19 protein-coding genes are annotated in these 22,299 nt (G+C 40.1%); 2 read left to right on the top strand and 17 right to left on the bottom strand.

The features are described from left to right. Positions 1-3: 3 nt before the first annotated feature. From LQE94_RS15455 to LQE94_RS15435, 5 genes are all read right to left on the bottom strand, one after another. Positions 4-1,689, bottom strand: a complete 1,686-nt coding sequence (locus tag LQE94_RS15455) for a Na/Pi cotransporter family protein (protein WP_022076166.1) — start codon at positions 1,687-1,689, stop codon at positions 4-6. Between the two features lie 141 nt (positions 1,690-1,830). Next, positions 1,831-3,969: an ATP-dependent helicase gene (locus LQE94_RS15450; RefSeq protein WP_240578117.1), complete on the bottom strand. Its 2,139-nt coding sequence runs from the start codon at positions 3,967-3,969 to the stop codon at positions 1,831-1,833. A 57-nt stretch (positions 3,970-4,026) separates the two neighbouring features. Then, entirely contained in the window at positions 4,027-4,863 is an 837-nt protein-coding gene (locus tag LQE94_RS15445; RefSeq protein ID WP_240578116.1) for an energy-coupling factor transporter transmembrane component T family protein, read from the bottom strand. Beyond that, positions 4,853-6,577: an ABC transporter ATP-binding protein gene (locus tag LQE94_RS15440; protein WP_240578115.1), complete on the bottom strand. Its 1,725-nt coding sequence runs from the start codon at positions 6,575-6,577 to the stop codon at positions 4,853-4,855. The genes LQE94_RS15445 and LQE94_RS15440 overlap by 11 nt, the downstream gene beginning before the upstream one ends. A gap of 101 nt (positions 6,578-6,678) precedes the next feature. After that, entirely contained in the window at positions 6,679-7,230 is a 552-nt protein-coding gene (locus LQE94_RS15435; protein WP_022076162.1) for an ECF-type riboflavin transporter substrate-binding protein, read from the bottom strand. Positions 7,231-7,527: 297 nt separating this feature from the next. Here LQE94_RS15435 and LQE94_RS15430 point away from each other — a divergent pair, with 297 nt between their 5' ends. Next, a complete protein-coding gene (locus LQE94_RS15430; RefSeq protein ID WP_240578114.1) occupies positions 7,528-8,886 on the top strand; it encodes an MATE family efflux transporter in 1,359 nt (452 codons plus the stop codon). Positions 8,887-8,957: 71 nt separating this feature from the next. Here the strand turns inward: LQE94_RS15430 and LQE94_RS15425 are convergent, their stop codons facing one another. Genes LQE94_RS15425 through LQE94_RS15415 form a run of 3 tightly spaced genes read right to left on the bottom strand, consistent with a single transcriptional unit; the run spans position 8,958 to position 11,715 of the window. Then, positions 8,958-9,755 carry an ABC transporter ATP-binding protein gene (locus tag LQE94_RS15425; protein ID WP_240578135.1) on the bottom strand — a complete coding sequence of 266 codons (798 nt, stop codon included), beginning with the start codon at positions 9,753-9,755 and terminating at the stop codon, positions 8,958-8,960. A gap of 8 nt (positions 9,756-9,763) precedes the next feature. After that, complete coding sequence (locus tag LQE94_RS15420) at positions 9,764-10,702, bottom strand: ABC transporter permease (protein ID WP_240578113.1); 939 nt, start codon at positions 10,700-10,702, stop codon at positions 9,764-9,766. 11 nt (positions 10,703-10,713) lie between these two features. Further along, the gene (locus tag LQE94_RS15415) at positions 10,714-11,715 is read right to left on the bottom strand and encodes an ABC transporter substrate-binding protein (protein ID WP_240578112.1); all 1,002 of its coding nucleotides are present in this window, start codon (positions 11,713-11,715) and stop codon (positions 10,714-10,716) included. 503 nt (positions 11,716-12,218) lie between these two features. Between LQE94_RS15415 and LQE94_RS15410 the strand changes: the two genes are divergently transcribed. After that, positions 12,219-13,211, top strand: a complete 993-nt coding sequence (locus LQE94_RS15410) for a hypothetical protein (RefSeq protein WP_240578111.1) — start codon at positions 12,219-12,221, stop codon at positions 13,209-13,211. Between the two features lie 137 nt (positions 13,212-13,348). On the opposite strand, the gene LQE94_RS15405 is transcribed toward LQE94_RS15410, so the two are convergent. The 9 genes from LQE94_RS15405 to LQE94_RS15365 form a co-directional block, all read right to left on the bottom strand. Beyond that, positions 13,349-13,948: a signal peptidase I gene (locus tag LQE94_RS15405; protein WP_240578110.1), complete on the bottom strand. Its 600-nt coding sequence runs from the start codon at positions 13,946-13,948 to the stop codon at positions 13,349-13,351. Further along, complete coding sequence (locus LQE94_RS15400; RefSeq protein ID WP_240578109.1) at positions 13,945-16,083, bottom strand: DUF2357 domain-containing protein; 2,139 nt, start codon at positions 16,081-16,083, stop codon at positions 13,945-13,947. The genes LQE94_RS15405 and LQE94_RS15400 overlap by 4 nt, the downstream gene beginning before the upstream one ends. A 30-nt stretch (positions 16,084-16,113) precedes the next feature. Further along, complete coding sequence (locus tag LQE94_RS15395; protein ID WP_240578108.1) at positions 16,114-16,458, bottom strand: hypothetical protein; 345 nt, start codon at positions 16,456-16,458, stop codon at positions 16,114-16,116. Continuing rightward, positions 16,413-17,750 carry a hypothetical protein gene (locus LQE94_RS15390; RefSeq protein WP_240578107.1) on the bottom strand — a complete coding sequence of 446 codons (1,338 nt, stop codon included), beginning with the start codon at positions 17,748-17,750 and terminating at the stop codon, positions 16,413-16,415. The genes LQE94_RS15395 and LQE94_RS15390 overlap by 46 nt, the downstream gene beginning before the upstream one ends. Before the next feature lie 6 nt (positions 17,751-17,756). After that, positions 17,757-18,512, bottom strand: a complete 756-nt coding sequence (locus LQE94_RS15385; RefSeq protein ID WP_118737383.1) for a signal peptidase I — start codon at positions 18,510-18,512, stop codon at positions 17,757-17,759. 2 nt (positions 18,513-18,514) lie between these two features. Further along, positions 18,515-19,312 (bottom strand): hypothetical protein, encoded by a 798-nt coding sequence (locus tag LQE94_RS15380; protein ID WP_240578106.1) that lies wholly within the window; start codon positions 19,310-19,312, stop codon positions 18,515-18,517. After that, a complete protein-coding gene (locus LQE94_RS15375) occupies positions 19,312-20,175 on the bottom strand; it encodes a hypothetical protein (protein ID WP_240578105.1) in 864 nt (287 codons plus the stop codon). The genes LQE94_RS15380 and LQE94_RS15375 overlap by 1 nt, the downstream gene beginning before the upstream one ends. A 64-nt stretch (positions 20,176-20,239) precedes the next feature. Continuing rightward, entirely contained in the window at positions 20,240-21,121 is an 882-nt protein-coding gene (locus LQE94_RS15370; RefSeq protein WP_240578104.1) for a hypothetical protein, read from the bottom strand. A 33-nt stretch (positions 21,122-21,154) separates the two neighbouring features. Further along, a complete protein-coding gene (locus LQE94_RS15365; RefSeq protein WP_240578103.1) occupies positions 21,155-22,075 on the bottom strand; it encodes a hypothetical protein in 921 nt (306 codons plus the stop codon). Between the last annotated feature and the right edge of the window lie 224 nt (positions 22,076-22,299).

The raw sequence follows: 22,299 nt of genomic DNA, 5'->3' as shown, positions 1-22,299 counted from the left end.
CTTCTAATTCACTGTCATAAAATAACTCAGGCTGATTTCATTTGCTGCTACATCCGCAAGATTTAAGCAGCTGTTTCCCATACGGTCGATCAGATGAAGAATATTTGTGAATGGTGCTGTCAGACTTGCTTTACATTTTCCTTTATTTACACGTTGCAGATGCGCCTTTCTCATCTTAATATCCAAATCCATGATCTTATCTTTCCGCTTAACCATTTTATCTATCTGGACCGATTTATCTCCCTGCAATGCCTTCATTGAATCAATAAACATTTTTTCCAGTGTTCTTAGACTCTTCTGTAATTCATCCATTGCTTCCGGCGTATATTTATAATTATTTTGTTCCTTCTCCTGGATACATTTTGCAATTTCCACACTTAAGCTTCCCATACGTTCCACATCACTTAAAATATACATTAAGCTCGCTGTCTGAGCTGCCTGCTGCTCTGTCATTGTTCCGGAAGAGAATAAAAGTGCCAGATATTCGGTTGTTTTTTCCGTCAATGCTTTGATATTTTTTCCCTTCTCAAGCAAGCCTTCCAATTGACTGATATCTTCTGTTTTAACTATTTCAATCGTATTACTTACCGCATCCTTCACTATATCGCTGATATGTAAAATCTCTTTTGCCACAAGCTGAAGTGCTGCTGTTGGCTGATTTGTCATCTTTTCATCCAAATACAATGGCTTTGCCGGATCTACTGCAACTGCCTTTCCATCCGGGATTAAAGTCATAACAATCTTTACCATTACATTAATCAGACATACCCAGATCAAAGTCATTGTAATATTAAATACTGTATGTGAATTTGCAATCTGTCGGGAAATCACTTCGATTTCCGGTCCTTTCGGTGAAATATACTGAATCAGTGCTGCAAATGGTTTTATAAACCAGATAAACAGCAGACATCCTGATACATTAAAAATACAGTGTGCTACAGCTGTACGTTTCGCATCCTTATTCTGTCCGATGCTGGCTAAAAGTGCTGTGATCGTTGTTCCGATATTATCTCCAAGAAGAATCGGGATTGCTCCTGTCAATCCTAATATACTTGTCACACCATCCGGTCCGGCCTGAGCTGCAAAATTCTGTAATACTGCGATTGTTGCACTACTGCTCTGTACTACCAGAGTCATCAATGTACCGACCGCAACTCCAAGTACCGGCATATTTGATACTTTCGCGATCAAATCTGTAAATACCGGGCTAGATGCCAGTGGCTTCATAACATCTCCCATCGTTTCAATTCCAAGGAACAACAGACCGAAGGCAAATATCGTCTGTCCGATACTTTTTACCTTTTCTGACTTCGCCACAAAAGAAATGATAAAACCGATAAATATGATAATGTAAATATAATCTGTAATTTTAAATGCAATAATCTGTGCCGTCATTGTCGTTCCGATATTCGCACCGAAAATAATGGAAATTGCCTGTGGCAGGCTCATCAATCCTGCACTTACAAAGCCAATCGCCATAACCGTTGTCGCACTACTGCTCTGCAAAACTGCAGTTGTGATTGCTCCTGCCAACACTCCTAAAACTGGATTTCTTGTCAACAGTGCCAAAATACTTTTCATCTTCTCGCCTGCCGCTTTTTGCAGACATTCACTCATCATATTCATGCCGTAGATAAATATTGCAAGACCACCTACAAGCCCAAATACAATCTGTAACTTCTCATTCATACCAATTCCTCACATTATTTCAAATATTATTTTCTTGTTTCATGCGAGTTAATTGTATGTAATACGTATGCAAGATAAATCAAATTTATGTTAAATGTATGTTAAATCGTAAAAGAAGTATTTTAAGAAGGCATATTTTCACTAATGCACTTCTAAAAATCCTCCTTGTATTAACATACGCATATCCAGATTTCTCAGCTTTTCCCCAAACAAAATCTGTACGCGCTCTTCATCCATTGAGACGACAACCCCATCACCAAACTTTTTATGTTTCACGAGTACACCTGCTCCAAGCTGTTCTTTAAACTTCTTATATTCTTCAGCCGTCGTTGGCTTCATCCTTGATTTTGTATTCTGTGCATATGGATTTGCCTGAGAAAATATTTTATTAGCGGAAACTACTTTCGTGCTATTCTTTTGAATAAATGTTTTCCCTAATATTTCCCTGCAAAATGAACTTTCCCTGTTTGTTGTAAACAGTGTCAGTTGTTGTTTTGCCCTTGTAACACCGACATAAAATAAGCGGCGTTCTTCCTCGTAAGTCTGCAATTCTTCCTTCGAAGCCCGCTTCGGATTTTGTAAAGCCTGCTCCGGCAAAATTCCATCCACCACATCAATCAGATACACGTGCTCATATTCTAACCCTTTGCTTGCATGTATCGTAGAAAGAATAAATGGACACTGTGCATCCGATTGTTTTTCCAAAATGATAGATTTTAATTCTTCCAGACGTTTTACAAGCCGCTCGGGCGATTCTTCTCCGGCTCCCAGCATCCGTAAAATTTCCAGTTTGCTGTCGCTTACCCCGATTCGATTCAAATATTCACGATATCCCATATATTGTGAAATTCGATTGACCGCTTTATCTCCACTTTCCTGCAGCATATTTTGCAAATGCGTCCGCACTGATTTGACGCATCCTATAACATGTCCGCTCAAACCTTGATAATCTGCCGCCACATCAAGCACCGGCAAATCCTTTTCCTCACTAATTTCCGCTATCCTCATAGCCTCCTGCTTACGAAGATATGTACCGATCTTATAATATACCTGCAAAAATGCTTCCGTATCTTTCGGATTCAACGCTAATTTCATAATGTTCACAACATCTAAAACTGTTCTGTGCGAAAAAAATGTCAGTTCTGCATTTCTCATCTGATATGGAATGTTATTTCGCTCCAGCAGATCAACCAATGGTAAAATACATTCATTATCCCGATACAACACTGCTGTTTGCGTTGTACAACCATCCGCAACTTTCATAAGATAACTGTACTGGGCTTTCCTGCTTTTTAGAGAAATCTCTTTAATTTCTTCCATTCTTTCCTTTGTTGCCCGCATATGCTTTTCATGACGCAATGTATTTTTCTGGATAAATTGGTCTGCTGCCTCAACAATACTGGCATTCGAGCGGAAGTTATCTTCCATCAACAGCACCCTTGCATTCGCGTGATTCTTTTCAAATGACAACAACGCTTCCGGATATGCCGCACGAAATCCATAAATACTTTGATCCTCATCTCCGACCATAAACAAATTTTCCGTTTTAGAAGCAAGCAACGCAACAATCGCATGCTGGATTTTCGATGTATCTTGTGCTTCATCCACACAAATATAAGGATATAAATTTTGAAAATGTTCCAGTAATTGAGGGAATTTACGAAGCATTGTATATGCGTATACCATCTGGTCATCATAATCCATCAGATGATGTTCCCGAAGCTGCCTGCAGTATTCCTTATAAATAACCGAAATTTTCATTTCCTCTTTTTCATCCAGCTTAAGAATTTCTTCTTCACTCAACATCATGTTTTTAATATATGTAATAAGTGTACGGACATTTTTCAAATCACTCTCTGTCGCAAATTCATGTTGAACCTGCTGATAAATTTTAGATAACAGCCCTGCCGTCATCTTTTCATCCCTGACCAGTTCAAACGCTGTCCTGCCAACTACCTTCCCATAATATTGAATGATTTTCGCACATATCCCATTAATCGTCCGAAACTCTAAACGCTCTGCCATATCATTTCCAAAATAACCTGCAAAACGTTTCGCCATATCCTTTGTTGCCGCAACCGTATAAGTAACTGTTAATATCTTACTTGGATCAATCCCCTTACAATACACCATATATCCCAATCGGGTCACCAGCACGGTAGTCTTCCCGGACCCCGGTACAGCAAGAAGCAGTACAGGACCATCCACGCTCTGTACCGCTTCTTTTTGCTGGGTATTCAATTGTATCGGGAATCTCTGTTCAAATTCCTTCCAATTCATCGTTCTCTTACTATCCTATCTTTCTTGTCTTCTCTTCCTTGCAAACCAATCTATTTGTCAGACAGCAATAAATGGATTATAAAATCTTCCCCACTTTATCGTCACACTCAGGCTTATCACCAAAAGCACAACCCCAAATCCTATCACTGCAAAATCTGCCTTTGCAAATGGACGTTTCATATACCAGGTTCGTTTTGGGTTCTTTCCAAATCCGCGCAATTCCATCGCATTTGAAATCGTATCGATTCGATTCAGGCTTGTCAGAATCAATGGTAATAAAATACTTACTGAATTTTTTAATCTTGCAAAAAAGCGCTCATTCTTTCCAAGCTCTACACCTCTTGCCTGCTGTGCCTGACTGATACTGTGATAATCTCTCTGAATATCCGGAATATAACGCAATGCTATCGCAACCGAATAACCCACCTTATAGGAAACCCCGATGCTGTTAAGACTTGCCGCAAATTCACTTGGATTTGTTGCAGAGATAAATAATATTGCAACCGGTAATGCCACGAAATATTTCAAAGAAATATTCAACATGTAAAACAATTGCTCTGCTGTCAGATCATATCTCCAGAACAAATGACATAATACATGTCGTGTACCATATAACGTTGTTCCCTGATTTGGATCAAATAAAAATATAAACAAATTGTTCAAAAGCAGGAATATCAACATAAAGACCATCATAAATCGCACTTCTTTCAACTTGATCTTACTCAATCGAAATGCCACAATACTCACTGCAAATAATCCTAACAATACCCACGTATTATATGTAATCATACTCGCAAATGTAAACAGTAAGAAGAATGCAAGCTTTGTTGTTCCGGTCAACCGATGTATGACACTTTTTCTCGGCAGATAATTTAATACAGTTTTAGCAGCCATGTTTTCTTACCTCCCGGTCTTCTTCTATAAAGCATTCTACAAATTCTTCCGGCGGTACAATACCGCATCGGTTAGCCAGTGTAAATAAGCTCGTCTCCTTTAAAGCTGCATGACCTATCAGCTCCGGGTCACACAGCACTTCTGCCGCACTGCGGTCTGCGATCATCTTACCATCTGCAAATACCACTGCCCTTGGCGTATATTCCAGCATCAGATGCATATCATGTGTGATCATAATGATCGTTACACCCTGTTCGTTTAGCTTTCTTAAGAACTCCATAATTTCTGTATAATGACGGAAATCCTGTCCTGCTGTCGGTTCATCTAAAATAATAAGTTCCGGATCTTGTACCAGCACACTTGCGATTGTCACACGTTTCTTCTGTCCAAAGCTAAGTGCAGAAACCGGCCAGTTACGGAATGGATACAACCCACATATTTTCAAGGTTGCTTCGACCTTTTCTTTGATTTCTTCCTGACTCAATCCTTGATTCTGTAAGCTCAACGCCACTTCCTCAAAAATCATCGTCTTCGATATCATCTGATTTGGGTTCTGCATTACATACCCGATATATTTTGCACGATGTCGGATGTTCTCTTGCAACAAGTCCTTTCCTTTAAACAGAATCTCACCAGAATCCGGTGTTTCAAAACCACATATCAATTTTGAAAATGTTGATTTTCCGGCACCATTCTTCCCAACAATACTTACCATCTCTCCTTTGGAAATGGATAGACTGACATCACTTAATATCTTCTGCCCTTTCACATATCCAAACTCCAAATTCTTCACTTCCAACAATGCTTCTTTTTTATCATTATTTTTTAATACCGGATGTGACTCAAACCATTGATTGAGTTTTTTTGTATCTTCCTCATCTAATATTACCGAATCTACGTGAGATGCTTTCTTCTGTGCGGTTATTTCAATTCCTGCATAACGCATAGCAGTAACATACAACGGCTCACGAATCCCATTCTCGATCAGTAAATTAGACGCAAGTAATTCATCCGGAGATAAATCTGCCAGAATCTGTCCGTCATTCATTAATATAATGCGGTCTACATCTCGCCAGAGCACATCTTCTAGACGATGTTCGATAATCAATACTGTTGTATCTGTTTTCTGCTGGATTTCATCAATCAATTCGATGGTCTGCTTTCCTGTCGCCGGATCAAGACTTGCAAGCGGCTCATCAAACAGCAAAATCTTCACCTGATCCACCATAACTCCGGCCAGACTTACTCGTTGCTTTTGTCCGCCGGACAATTCATGCGGAGCATAATCCAAATGATGCTCAATCCCTACCAGTTCTGCCACATGTTTTGTAATGAAATGCATCTCATCCTGCGGTGTACAACTGTTTTCCAATGCAAATGCGATATCTTCGCCAACTGTCAAACCTATAAACTGACCATCCGGGTCCTGCAGCACAGTTCCGACATGGGCAGATAATTCAAAGATACTGCTCTTGGTGGCATCTACTCCATTCACCTCCAGTGAACCCTCACATTTTCCTGGATTCGAATATGGATTTAACCCGTTAATACATCCGGCCAATGTACTTTTTCCACACCCGGAAGGTCCTGCGATCAACACACGCTCACCGGGATATATATCTAGATTAATTCCTTTCAGTGTCGGTTTTTTCTGTGCACGATACTGAAAAGAATAATTCTTAAAAGAAATAATCGGAGAATTCTCGTTTATCATTCATGATCCTCTTTCCTATGAACTAAATATAGCTGTCATTTCATATGATAGTTATTCTACCACAAGAAATGACAGCTGTAAGTCTTTTTTTCAAAAAAATCTTATTCCTGATCCAAAGATCCTTTCTTTGCGATTGTCTTTGTATAAGCCAGGATCAAAAGTCCTCCAACAATTACACCTGTAATTGTATTAGAGATTGCTGCAAATACACCCTGAGCAAATACTTTGTTTGCCGGTTCTGCATAGATCAAGATATCAAGTACAGGTGCTACAACTACCCATCCAACTACATGTGCAATTACATTAGCCAGAACGAAAATAGTCATCTTGCCTTTTCCGAAATCTCCATCTTCTACTTTTAATTTCTTAGCAAAGATTCCAATCACTACACCTACAAATGCTGATGTGATAACCCAGCTCCACCATGGGCTTCCTCCCCATGACAGGTCAATCAATGTGTGACCGATGAATCCGATCAGTCCACCGGCAACCGGTCCGTACATTGCAGCTAAAAGCGCAAGTACTGCATACTGAAGACTGATATTAGTATTCGGCACAGGACTTGGAATTGCTACAAAACGTCCAAGTACAAAGAATAGTGCTGCACCGATACCTACCGCTACAACTGTTTTGATACTGCTGTTACTTTTCATTTGTATATCCTCCTCTACATTTCTCTCATACTAGGCTCTATCAAAGCCTTTTCATAGTATACGATTATTACAGGCTTTTTTCAAGATACAAAATCTGTAATCAGTTGCTTTTCTACTTATTTATAAGTAGAAAAATAACCTTTCAGAGATTTCCTTATAACAGTTGACAAATATTAGTAAAACATTTACGATAAAATTTAGCAATACCGAAGAGGTCTATTGCTTTTATTTTGGGAATTTTTCTTTGATCCGGTTCACAGATTCCGGATTATTTCTATATTGATGGGGGACATAATTATGGAGAAGAAAAAAAGGGGGTTTTCCCGCACAATTGAGATGACCAGCGGATCTTTATGGAAGAACATTTTTTTATTCAGTCTTCCGCTGATGTTTTCTCAGATATTGGAGGTTTTATTTAATTTAAGTGACGTAGCGATCGTTGGCCGGTTTTCCAGCTATCAGGCTCTTGGTTCGGTTGGTTCTACTACTCTTTTAGTCACACTGTTTACCGGTTTTCTGATTGGCATGGGCGCCGGTGTAAATGTACGAACAGCTCATGAACTTGGAGCAGGAAATCAGGATAACATTACCAAAACCATTCATACTTCTTTACTTGTATGTCTGGCGGTCGGACTGATCATCTGTACCATCTGTATTCTCTTTTCGGAAAATATTCTTCATCTGTTGAACACAAAGGATGAATTGATAGATGGTGCTGTATTATATATGAAAATTTATTCACTTGGTATGCCTGCCATGGCAATTTATAACTTTGGTAACGGTGTATTAAGTGCCCGCGGAGATACAACTAAGCCATTGCTTTACCTCTCTATCGCCGGGGTATTGAATGTCATTTTAAACCTCATTTTTGTTATTTATTTCCATATGGCAGCAGAGGGAGTTGCACTTGCAAGTGCAATCGCACAGTATGTTTCTGCCGCATTGATCATCATTAATTTATTACGACGCAATGACGAATGTAAATTACATCCTTCTAAGCTTCGTTTTCATAAGAAGGCAAGCCTTGCTGTATTAATACTCGGTATTCCTGCCGGTATTCAAAATGCGATTTTTGCACTGGCAAATCTGTTCGTACAGACCGGTCTAAACTCTTTTGATGCCGTTACCGTATCCGGAAACTCTGCTGCGATCAACGCTGATACCCTAGTTTTCAACCTGATGTACGCGTTTTACATTGCCGGTTCAAGCTTTATCAGTCAGAATTATGGGGCGAAAAATAAAAAACGTATGCTGCAAAGTTATTTCATCAGTGTCTTTTATGCATTTGCTGCCGGTGCCATATTCGGTATTTTACTGCTCCTGTTTGGAAGACAATTTTTATCCTTATTCGCTACAAATCCAGATGTAATAAGTGCCGGACTTCAGCGAATTAAGATCATGTGGTTTGCATACTGCATCAGTGCATTTATGGATGGCTCTATTGCCGCATCCCGCGGAATCGGCAAAACAATCGTTCCGACTATACTCGTAATCATCGGTTCCTGCGTGTTCCGTGTTGTCTGGATCTATACAATATTTGCCCATTTCCACACAATACCATCTTTGTATTTATTGTATTTCTTCTCATGGGTATTGACATCAATTGTAGAAATTATTTACTTTGCGATAAGCTTCCACAAAGTAAAGATGGATTAAAAATGGAAAACACAGGAGGTAGAATTTCTATCCCCTGTGTTTTTCATTTCCCTTATATATTTTTCATACTACTATTTTGCTAACATCATGCGGTCATTTGCAAATTCTCCACCGCTGACTTCTTCAAATTTTTTCAGAAGATCTGCCACTTTCAGATTTTTCTTTTCCTCTCCTGATACATCATAGATTACTTTTCCTTCATGCATCATGATCAGTCTGTTACCATGATTAATGGCATCCTTCATATTATGTGTAACCATCATGGCTGTCAGTTTATTTTCCTTGATGATCTGATCTGACAACGCAAGTACCTTTGCCGCTGTCTTTGGGTCCAATGCCGCTGTATGTTCATCTAAAAGCAACAGCTTCGGTTTCTTTAAAGAAGCCATCAAAAGTGTGATTGCCTGTCTTTGTCCACCGGACAAAAGACCTACTTTACTGCTCAGTCTGTCTTCCAAGCCAAGATCTAATTCTTTGAGTTTTTCTCTGAACTCTTCTCGCTCTTTTTTAGTAATTCCCCAGCCAAGCCCACGACTCTGTCCTCGTCTTGCGGCAATCGCCATATTTTCTTCAATTGACATTGTCGCTGCCGTGCCTGTCATCGGGTCCTGAAATACACGACCTAAAAATTTTGCTCTTTTGTGTTCAGAAAGCTTTGTAATATCTACTCCATCAATAATAATCTTGCCCTTGTCAACACCCCACACACCTGCGATTGCATTCAATGTTGTCGATTTTCCGGCTCCGTTACCACCGATGATCGTAACAAAATCTCCCGGATTCAGATTGAGATTTACTCCATTTAATGCGACCTTTTCATTGATTGTTCCTGCATTAAATGTTTTATGTATATTCTGGATTTCTAACATATAACTCATTATGCAGTCCTCCGTTTCTTGAAATATTTTTCTTTCATATAAGGAACTGCCAGGAAACATGCAACCACAACTGCTGAGAACAGTTTCATATAATCTGATGGCATCTTCAGCCATAATACAAATGCAATTACGATGTAATAAATAATTGCTCCGATAAATACCGCTCCTAATGTAAGTGCAAATGCAATTTTCTTTCCTGCACAGAATTTTCCGAAAATAACTTCGCTGATAATAACTGCTGCAAGTCCGATTACGATTGCTCCACGTCCCATATTTACATCGGCTGCACCCTGATACTGTGCATAAATTCCACCACAGAGACCTACAAGTCCATTGGAAATCATAAGTGCAAGAACTTTATTAAATGATGTGTTGATTCCCTGTGCACTTGCCATCTGTGGATTACATCCGGTAGCACGGATAGCAGCTCCAAGTTCTGTTCCGAAAAACCAGTAAATAATTGCAATCAGCACAATTGCTGCCAGAATCAGTTTGACAAAGAAAAATCCGCTTCCTTCTCCTGTAACATATCGGAGAGATGCAACCAGTTTGTATTGAAGCACATTGATCGCCTGATTTGATTTTCCCATAATCCCAAGATTTACAGAATATAATCCGATCTGTGTCAAAATACTTGCCAGAATTCCCGGAATGCCAAATACTGTATGTAAAATTCCAGTCACAAATCCCGCTGCCATTCCTGCTAAAAATGCAAATATAAGTGCAATTGCCGGGTTCATGCCCCCGCGGATCAGCATAACTGCTACTGCTCCGCCGGTTGCAAGTGAACCATCCACCGTAAGATCTGCAAAATCTAAAATACGAAATGTAATATATACCCCAAGTGCCATAATTCCCCAAATGATTCCCTGAGCAACGTTACCAGGAAGGGCACGTACCAGAGTCATCGGATTTAGGCTTGCCAGATAAATTTCCATAATTAAATCCTCTATTCTTCTATTGCTTCATATTCATCTGGAACTGTAATTCCAAGTCCTTCACAAATTGTCGGATTGTACATCTTTGTTACGTTTGGTGCTGTCTCAATCTCCATTGTTGTAATGTCGGCACCATTTACCAAAATATCATATGCCATCTCGCCGGCTTTGTATCCGATATCATAGTAACTGATAGATAATGTTGCAATACCGCATCCAGAACAGATTCCCTGCTCACCTGCAATTACAGGAATTTTTGCCGGGAGACAAATGTTGTTGATAATCTCTGTGTTTGCTGCCATTGTATTATCTGTAGGAATATAAAGTGCATCACACTCAGCTACTGCTGATGTTACAACTGACTGAATCTCATTCGAATCTGCTGCTGTATATTCTTTACATGTAATTCCATCCTTCTTCAGTGCTTCTGCAAATAAGTTTGCCTGATATGCTGAATTAGGCTCTGCTGAACAATATAAAATACCAACTGTCTTTGCATCCGGTACTAATTCTGTAAGCATCTCTTCCTGCTTATCGATCGGAGCTAAATCACTTGTACCTGAAATGTTCATTCCTGTTGCTCCTGTCCAATCAGAAATATCCAGAGCTGTTGCATAATCTGTGATTGATGTTCCAAGAATCGGAATATCACTTGTTGCGGCTGCTGAACACTGGAGTGCTGTAGTTGCATTTGCCATGATCAAATCCACATTATCAGCGACAAAATTATTTGCAATTGTTGCACAGTTTGCCTGCTCGCCCTGTCCATTCTGTAAATCAAATGTTACGTTATCTTTTCCAAATTTTTCTTCACAGGCATCCTCAAATCCCTTTGTAGCCTGGTCAAGAGCCTCATGCTCTAGCTGCTGGCAAATACCGATCTTGTATACTTTTCCAGAATCTGATGCGCCATCTGCACTCTTTGAATCTGATGAAGAGCTACCTCCACATGCTGCCAATGATAATGTCATTGTTGCGGCTAACATAACCGCTGCTATTTTTTTTGCTTTCATAATACCCATTCCTCCTATATTGTTTTGTAACTGTTGCTTTAAAGCACTACGCTTTAAATCGTTACGCTTTAACGTGATAAAATGTAAGTCATGTTAGTTATTATAGTCTTGTTTTACATAATAGTCAAGAGGGAATTGAGAGCCATTTGGGGACGGGGTTTTCCGGCCATTTGGGGACGGGGTTTTCCGGCTTTTTTCTGTAGATAGATATAAAAAATTGGGAAAGTGAATTTTTTCACCTTCCCAATTTTTTTATTTTTCAAAGTCCAAAGAGCCGGAAAACCCCGTCCCCAAATGGCTCCTAAATGGTTCTTGCACTCTCTTCCCCATTCATGTTACACTATAACAAAGCATATTTCTTATGAATCTAAGGTGCATATCACTATCTATTTTCTAATTACATTTCAAAAGTCTATGCTTTTATATCAATCACACATAAAAGCAGGAGGCCGAATGAAATATTAGATTTAGATTGTCTCCTGTAAAAAGGAGGAAAATTAAATATGGCAAAACACAAGAAGGCACAAAGAAACCACAAGTACTCATTGCATTCTCGACAAAGGAAAGTGAACCGTAAGTACAAAGATACTATCTTTCGTATGTTGTTCAAAGACAGAAACAACCTGCTTTCACTTTACAATGCAATGAACAAGAAAAATTACACCGATGCATCTGCTTTGCAGGTAGTAACTTTGGAAAATGCAATCTATCTGGGGATGAAAAACGATCTGGCTTTTATTATGGATATGAATTTGTATCTGTATGAGCACCAGTCGACCTATAATCCCAACATGCCATTGCGAGATTTATTCTATATTTCAAATGAATATCAAAAGATGGTGGTTCAACAATCCTTATATTCATCCACGATTCAAAAGATACCTGCTCCAAAATTTATAGTTTTTTATAATGGGACAAAAGAGATTAATGATTTAACTGAATTCCGATTATCTTCTGCTTACGAATGTCCGACAGAAGATCCTGATTTGGAATTACGCGTAACTGTATTAAATGTAAATGATGGTCATAATAAGGCCCTGATGGAGCAATGTCAAACACTCAAGGAATATGCTCAGTATGTAGCACGAGTGCGTAAATATGTCTCTTCTAACGAATTATCATTGGAAGAGGCTGTAGAAAAGGCAGTAACAGAATGCATAAACGAAAATATTTTACGCGATTTTTTATCATCTAACCGAGCTGAGGTAATCAATATGAGTATTTTTGAATATGACAAAGAATTGGAAGAGAAAAAACTTCGCAGAGCAGAATTTCAGGCTGGAATGGAGGCTGGTATTGAAAAAGGTATTGAGCAGGGTATCGAACAAGGGATTGAACAGGGTATCGAGCAGGGAATTGAAAAAGGACAACAAGATTTATTAACACAAAAAATTAAAGCAAAACTTGCTAAGGGGAAATCGCTTGAACTAATTGCTGATGAATTAGAGGAAGATATTTCCGTCATCGAAAAGCTACTGAACCAGGAGGCCAATTAGGGACGGGGTTTTCCGGCTTTTTTCTGTAGATAGATATAAAAAATTGGGAAAGTGAATTTTTTCACCTTCCCAATTTTTTATTCGCAAAGTCCAAAGAGCCAGAAAACCCCATCCCTAATTGGCTTCCTAAATGGCTCTCATTGCTGCTTTTCTTTAATTTTTCGAATTGCTTCTCGTATAGCTTCTTCTTCCTCTTCCTTTGCTATCTTTTTAGCCATATGGACAGTTCCAACCAAATTGCTAATTAGAATAAGTGCAAGAGGAATCAATATGATTGGAATGAATATCAGTGGGTTCGCAACCAGACGCGAAATTTTTCCTACAACTATTGAAGAAGCAACTACCTTTCCTATCAGGTATTCGCTTTCGACATTATATGCATCTGTTACATTGTTATTGTCACCTTTGGTAACAAATACTCGTCCTTGCTCTTCCTCCAGAATTTCCACTACGCGATGTGTGTTCACTGCTCCATCAAGTACAGGGTCCTGCGAATAAAATGAAATTACATCATTTACCTTTATTGTTTCAGGATTAACTTTTTTTACAACAATCAACGTATCAACATCATATGTTGGTTTCATACTTCCTGTAGTTACCCGCAGAGCCGTATAGCCAAACACCGAAGGAGCTTCTCCTGATTTTGTAAAAATTACTGTACACAACACAAAAACTGCTGCAATAATGATCAATACTGAAAAAACATTAATAATGCCAAAAACTATCTTTTTTATCATTTATCTTCTCCGTCATTTTTTGTATTCTTACGCTCCTTGCGTTCCTGAAGTGCTTGAACAATATAATGTGACAGACTGTTGGCTTCTGCTTTATCTTCCGCTTTTTCTTTTGCTTTCTGTGCTGCTTTCACCTGTTTTTCAGTTACTTTCTTAATTGACTCGATTTCTTTTTGTGTTGCTTTCTTAGCTGCCTTCATTTCTTCCTTAACTGCTTTTACTTCTTCCTTAGCCGCCTTTACTTCTTTTCGAGCATTTTCCTTAACTTCCGCAATTTTCTCTGCCGCCTCACGCTGCTCTTCCGCAATTTCCTCGGCCGCTTTTCTCTGCGCTGCCGCAACTTCTTCTGCCGCATTTTTCTTCGCTTCTGCAATCTTTTCTTCTGCAATTTTTTGGGCTTTTGCGAGCTGATTCTGAGCTTCTTCCTTTATTGCAGACACGCTTGCATCTGACTCTCTCTGAATTGCTGCAATTTCATTTGCCGCATTTTCCTTAGCTTCTACAACTTCTCCGGCAGCTTTTTCCTGCGCTTCTGCAATCTTCTCTTCTGCAATTTTCTGGGCTTTTGCAAGCTGATTCTGGGCTTCTTCCTTTATTGCAGACACGCTTGCATCTGACTCTCTCTGAATTACTGCAACTTCCTCTGCTGCTTTTTCCTGTGCTTCCGCAATTTTCTCCGCCGCCTCATGCTGCGCTTCTGCAACTTCTTCTGTTGCTTTTCTCTGTGCTTCCGCAACCTCTTCTGCCGCCTTTTTCCGCTCTGCCGCAACTTCCTCCGCCGCCTCACGCTGCACCGTCTCAGCCATCATTCTGGCTTCTGTCTGTGCCTGCTCTACAGCCTCTTGTGCCTCGACCCGTGCTTGTTTTTCATCCGCAAGCTGTTTCTCATAAGCCGCCATTTCTTCTGAATGCTGTTGCTCTAATTCTGCCTGCTGTTCTTCTAATTGCGCTCTGATCTGATCTAAATATTCCAATTGCTGATTCAATGACTCCATCTGAAATTGAAGTTCCGAAACAGAATTTTCCAATTCTTCTCTCTTCTCGGTCTCTTCTTTTAATTTTTCCTCTGCATCGAGCTGTGCCTGAGTCACTTCTTCTACAAATACTCTGCGTATCTCTACATCCGGAATATTGCGATCTTCTACAATTTCTTCTTTGATTTCTTTTACAAACTTTGGTTTTACAGGCTCACGTTTCTTTGTCTCAATCTCACTCATCTTGCGCGGATCAGATACAAGAAGACTCTTGAACACTGTATAATTTGTAATCATATTGATATACATCTGTAACAAATATTCTTCATCGAACTGTAATGTAGAATCCTGCTCTTCAATGGTATATCCGACTTCATCATATCCTTCGATGAACTGCCATAATTTATAACAAGTACGATAATCCGGGTCTTTCATCATCAAGTTTGTTCGCTGGATCGGACTATGTACTCTGGAACAGCCATTCATAATATCGCAAAATGAACTGGTGCGTAAAACTCTGGACATTCTGCGCACACGGTCGATACGCTTGAATATGTCCATGTTGTCATTGTCATTTTCTACAAGACTCTGACGATTTTTTATCGTCATCTCAACTTTATATGAAATCTCTTCATATGCATCGTCAACCTTGCTTTCCATGCTCATTACATTGCAAGTCTCATCTCCTGTCGACCAGAAGATTACATCTGTTCGTTTGTCTACAAACGCAAACAAACGCTGAATCAGATGATACACGAAACGATTCTCATATAAGTCATAGCTTTCTTCTGTTGTTACATTTAAAATCTTTGTCGGCATAATGTCGCCGGCTTCATTTGTCGTAATATACTGTGTATTCTGGCTTAAATGCCGAACACTGTCTGACGTAATTTTCTTTGCAAGTGCAACCGGCACAACTTCCTCTGAAGTTGTAATAAAACGGCGTGGCTTGTCCACAATATTGAAAATGGCTTCTATTCCTTCTTCTACTACTGTAAGCCAGCGCTCATCTACAACCTTATGCAATATTCGGTTTTTCTGTTCCAGAGTATTGTCCCCGGCCTGTATCATTTCAAACAGGTATTGGAAATATTTATCCTCCTCGAGAGCATACCCTACGCCTTCTGTGTATTTCGAATATAATTCATTAATCGTATCCGCCATCTTCACCCATTTCCTTACTCTTCAATATAATTAATACAAGTTCTGAATGCGTCTTAAGTATTCTTTACTATCCGGCATTCCGTCTTCACCAAATGTCTTATCTATATAACTGATCAGACCTGTAATCTCATCTCTTACAAAGCTGACATTCATACTTTCAAATTTCTTGAGCACTTTTCGTGCGATAATGTAATCCATACCACCCAATTCTGTACCGCCACATGCAACATAAACCGGGATAAAGTCATATAACTGCTTCATAATACGGTTTCCAAAGGCAAGCTTAAATCTTGTGATCAGATAACTATCCAGCTTCTGCATCTTCTCCATCAGTTCCTCACTGATTGGATAGTCCTCTTTTGCTTTCTGGAACATATATTCCAGATGTTCCAGAAAGCAAAAGAGGACGGATACATCTCACATTCAAATTCATCGGCTCTTTCATTCAACTCAATCGGCATTGCACGGTCATATACTTTATCCGTGATTGTAAATGTCGAATCATCATTATTCGCAGTACCGATAAACCACGTAGAGTCTGCCACATGAATTTTACCGTTATCCATTTTATAAGGATCACCCTTCCAGGCTGTCGGTACAAGATCCAGAATCCATTCATCCTTGCTCGGCATTTCCAGAACAGATAACATTTCTGCAAAATAATACTCAATACGTGCAAGGTTCATCTCATCTAACACGATCAATGTCGGAGTCTGATTGTAGTTTGCTTCATACAAAGCCCTCAAAAACTCTGTCTCGTTAAATTTCTTTGAAAATTCATTAAAATAACCCAACAATTCGGAACGGTCACGAAATGACGGCTGCACGGAAATAATGGTTGCCGGGTTATCCATATAACGACTAAATGAATATGGAAGACTTGTTTTACCGGTACCGGAAATACCTTCCAAAATCAACAGCTTACTTGCTGCCATGCCAGCAACAAATCTTCTGACAATCTCCGGTGTATAATAAAGCCCCATCTGGCTTGCTGCAAACATACGATACCCTTCTGTAAATTCCTGAAGCGAAATCTCGTTGTCATACTGTGGTGGCTGAAAATCCTTATATTTTACATCCACAAGCGAAAGCTTCGGGAAACGATGTGCTACATTTGTATCTTCCTTTCCCTCTATCACTGCACGCACAAGAGGTGCCTTGTTTGGATCCGTATTTTCTACCATTGCCTCCATCGCCCTTCCGGATGGAATTTCATTTCCGGTAACATTCTCCAGACTCGGAATCGTATCCTCCGTCAATGCAGAGGCACCCATATATGGAATACGCTCCACACCACCCATCGCATTTACCTTCAATGCCAGAATGTTATTCTTCTCTTCCATCAAATCTAACACCTGTTTGTTCAGTCTTCCAATCTCCCGATACAATGTTGCATTGTCTGTACTGTCTGCTTTTAACTGGTGATGCAAAATCATACGGCGAATCAGAAGTATGATGATCACTACCGGAATCGCCAGTAATAAAAGCATCAAAAGTACGGATAAAATCTTAGCGAGAATATTCAATGTTGGAAAATAGGTTTTAAATATCAGGAAATATTGAACCCATCCTGTTATAAACAATCTGATAAATGCTGCAACCCAGGTTACAAGGTTGTATACAACCTGGGACAACACTTCATACGCAAACTTTAAAAATTCACTCACGGTTCTTTATTCCTCCCCGTTCTTATCTTCATCCTGCTTCGCTTTCTCAAGCTCTTTTTCTGCTTTTGCGCGAATCGCTTCTGCTTCTTCTCTCAGTCTCTTCGCCTCTTCAAGCGCTGCCTGTGCCTCATCTTTATCCTTCGCAGCCTGCTCAACATCTGCTTTATTTAATCCTGCTTTTGCAAGTTCTTCCGCATTCTCTACCGCAATCGCTTTTTTCAGACGAATACTGATCATAATCAGGTTATATACCTGATAAATAAAGAACAGAAGCATCGGTAACACGATTACGATTAAGAATCCCATACTGCTTGAAAGGAAATTCATAACTTTACCAAGGTTAGAAATGTGTCCGACATATTTACCAACAATATCTCCATCGGAAATCACATGCTGGTCGGCAACACCGTTGTTGTTATCACCAATCGTGGTGTAGCTTCTGACACCGTTGACCTCGTCAATCTTCTGGATACGGTGAGTGTTGAGTGCATACTGATTATCAATAATTGTGTGAAATGTGATGATATCTCCTTCTTTTAACTTTGAAGTATCACATTTTTTTATGAAAATCAAATCGCCTTTGCAAAATGTTGGTTTCATAGAATCCGACTCAACAGTCATCGGTGTATATCCAAGAATTCTTGATACACTCTGGTCATCCTTTGTCGCCATTGTTGTAAATGCATACAGTGCAGCGAGCAAAATGATTGCCCATAGAATCACACTGATCACAATTGTGCCTATTCGTTTTAGTGTCTTCATACTTATTTCTCCCTCGTGTTTATAGTTTCTGTAGTTTCACCCGTAAATCGCATCCGAATTGCGTAGTCTGCGGATTTCAGACTGTCTGTACATGCCGGGTCTGTACCTTCCATCCATATATGGACAAGAACCGGCTTATCGGTATTCTTCTTTAATGAAAACATTGCGTTATTACTGTTAATTCTTGTGCTTCCCATAGAAGGAAGTCCAAACGTAGTCGCTGCAGCGGAAGTGGAAAGCGTATCTCCCATACCCTGATCATAAATCCAGGTCTGTCCATCCGCTGTAAAAGAAATCCTCATTGCTTCCGGAAGTTCTGCATTACTTGAACTGATATTCGTCCCATCCCCTGCGCCATCACTGCTATCTGCACTGTTCAGATGGACGATCATATCTTTTTCTGCCATAAAATGTAACGTAAATGTCAAATATGCACCCTTCGTATCCGGTACTTCCGTTCCATTCTCATATGTAAATATATTCTGATCTGCTGTCGTGACCGGCTCCAGCGGAGTCGTCTGCATATCAAACCCTTTCTCACTTTGCATCCTCTGTGCGATTGATTCAAATGAAAGCTTCTTTACATATTGTTCAAAATAATCATGTGCATCCAGATCCATCCTCAGATCCACATCTGACTCAATATCCAGACTCATCGACTTAACCTTTGTCTTATCTGCAATGGAAAACCAGGCAACTGTCGCTGCTGTAATTGCTGCAAGAGCCAGCAGCACAAGCAAAATGGATGTGTATAACCGGTTTCTGACTGCCTGGTTTTCTTCTTTTTTTGTCCTACTCATCAATTGCCCTCCTTCTGGTCAAGTACACCATAGAATGCAAGATGAAGATTTGCTTCATTAAACTGAACACTCTCCGAACAATCCGGATCACAGCCTTCCAGATAAAAATAAATGTCTACTGCATAGATTTTCCCAAATTCCATACTAAGCAGCGCGCTCTTTGGTAGAGTCATCTGATTGTTTGTAAAACTGATCGTATAATCACTGACCAATACTGATGGGTCAGTCGTAGCAAACACGCCATTTTCATTATAACCCAGAACCTGGTTCTTGCCTAGTAATTTTCCATTTACTTCTGTATTATACACTTGAGCATTTTCCGGATTCTCTGACTCACTTAGTCGTAAAATGATCGGATTCGAAGTGTCTCCGCCAAAAATCAAGCCAAGTCTGGATGCATTTAACAAATATCCATCTGCCGCATCTCCCAAAAGCCCATCACTTTGGTCCAGATACAGATTCATCCTGCTGCCATCCGGCCAGCCCTCTCCTTCTGCCCGCAAATACACCCGGCCATGATAATAATTTGCCTCATCGTCCACCTTTTTAAAAGCAGAAGCCTTACCATCTTTGGTAAATGGTGCATATACAAAGCTGTTCAAATCAGCCGTGGACACAGGTAACAGAAATTCTGAATTTGTCTGATTTACCTGCGTGATTTGTGCTGTCTCTACACTCTTAAAACTACTTCCACCACTGCTGCTGATCTGTAGCTCCAACGTCTCATCCCCGGTTCTGGCTGTATCAGTATTCGTCTGCACAGCACGATTCGCCGTAAACCATGCAAGTGTCGCAAATGTAAATGCCAATACTGCAAATAATGTAGTTACTGCCCAAAACCAGGTTCGGAAAGTTTTTTTCATCCTGCCTCACCTTCTTTTTCTCATCCTCTTTTTCTATCCATGCTTGTCGGTTCTTCCGGCAAGATTATTCCACTTCCACACCTGCAAATGCAAGCTGGATATCCGATGTTTTACTCTGCACCTCATTGATGCACTGTTCATCGCATCCTTCCAGATAAAGCCAGTACTCCACCGATGCCACTTCATCCTTCTCAAGCCTTATCAGTCTGGTCGTCCCCGCCTTAAAATCATTGTCACTGTTTCCTGCATTTGCCATATAATCAGAAAGACCGATAGACGGATCACTTACATACTCCGGCAATCCACTTCCATTTACCGCAGATACGACTTGTGCGCTGCCCGGAATCGTCTTTTGCGACTGTGCATTTCCCGTAGCTCCCAGTTCATCTAACTTAAAAATGTATGTCTTCGTACCCTCTTTTGCTGTAATCTTCACACCAAATCTCATTGCTGCAAGCGCCTGCGCATCTGTTCCAAGCTTTAACTGCTCTTTATTAAAATACACATCACATGGTGCATTCAGGCATTGTAAATAGACTGTTCCGTGTAATGTCTGTGCATCCACAACGTCATCCGCATTGCGATAAAATACCGCTATTCCCTCTTTGTCCTGCGCGGTTGCTTTATAAAAATGAGATAAATCTGCTGTCGATACCGGTTTTAGCGAATCCGGGTTTCCTACGTATGCCAATTCACAAGTCTTATCAAATGGGCCGGAGACATTTTTTGAAATCAAAAGAGATGTTGTCCCTTCGCTGATTGTTCCTCCCATCGGAGTGACATAAGTCGATGCCCTTCCAGACAGTGAGAACCAGGCGTATGTTGTACCCGTTGCCACAAGAACCAAAAGAAGCAAACCTGCGATTGCCATTCTAAATGAATGTCTCAGTTGTCTGACATCCTGCTTTTCCTCTAAATTTTCTTCTTTTTTCTGCTCTTTTGCCACAAGTCCCCACCTGCCTTTTCATTTTATTTTCTGTTATCTGACAATTCCGGCAAATGATAATGCCAGATTCTGTAACGTCGTACCAGACAGATTACCCGTACAGTCCTCGTCACATCCCTCAAGCCAGATATACACCTCTACTTCCACAGAACGCCCTGCCTTTCCTTCGCCGTCACCGGACACGGTACAGATTTTTTTCGAGTTCTGCTTCAATGTCACCTCACCGGTGCTTTTATTATAATTGCAATACGCATCTGACGTATATAGTTTCGGCAGAACTGTTGATCCATCCCTTTTGGAACTATCCAGTACATACCCCTCTTCTCCATCATCTGTATTATACTGTGCCTGTGGATTCTTCTTATCACTGATTTCGAAAATGTATTCCGAATCCGGCGGCTGATCTTCTCCCGGATGATGCACGACCAATCCAACTCGGATTGCCGAAGAAATCGGATTCTCTTCGTCACTGTCCTCAAATCCAATATCCGACAAATAAATATCGGTTGTACCACCTGTCGTTCGAAGGAAAAGCTTTGTATGGTAATAATCACTTGTCTGTCCGCCTGTAAAAGTATCCGTAACAAGCGGTGCCTGACCTTGTCCTCCATTTTTAAATAACGTAACCTTCTGAAATCCCCCGCTGATCCGATTCGTTGATACCGGTACCAGCTGCCCCGGGAACTTTGCCAGCACAGTAGCTGAACTGTAATCCCCATCATATGTATTACTAATCTGCAGGTTCACTCCCGTACCGGCTGCCATCTTAACGTTTGTCGTGTGACGGTTTGTATTATAAATATACCAGGCATACGTCGCTGCAAGCGAAGCAAGGAGCAATAGAAAAATAGCTATCATAGAAGTAGTAAGCCTGTTTTTTAATTGTTTCGCACTATGTTCTGAATTCTGTGCCATTCTATCTCTGTCATTCGAGTGTTTCTTTCCATGTAACACCTGCGGCGGACCTCCCTCCTGCTTTTTGATCGATAAAAAAGTACAAAAAATCACTTTATATTTTATCACAGGAAAGGGGGGTTTTCAAGAAGCAATAGGACCAACGCAGGGTTGTTTCATGAACTATCCATGGGCAGATCTAACTTATTGCATCCTTGCTATCACATCTCTCATATTGTTTCTGATTCATTGGTCATGTAAAAAAGCGCAAATTAACTCTATAT

Origin of the sequence: Mediterraneibacter sp. NSJ-151, from assembly GCF_022487435.1 — a bacterium.
GTDB classification, from domain to species: domain Bacteria; phylum Bacillota; class Clostridia; order Lachnospirales; family Lachnospiraceae; genus Schaedlerella; species Schaedlerella hominis.
This window is presented reverse-complemented; position numbering and strand designations above follow the sequence as displayed.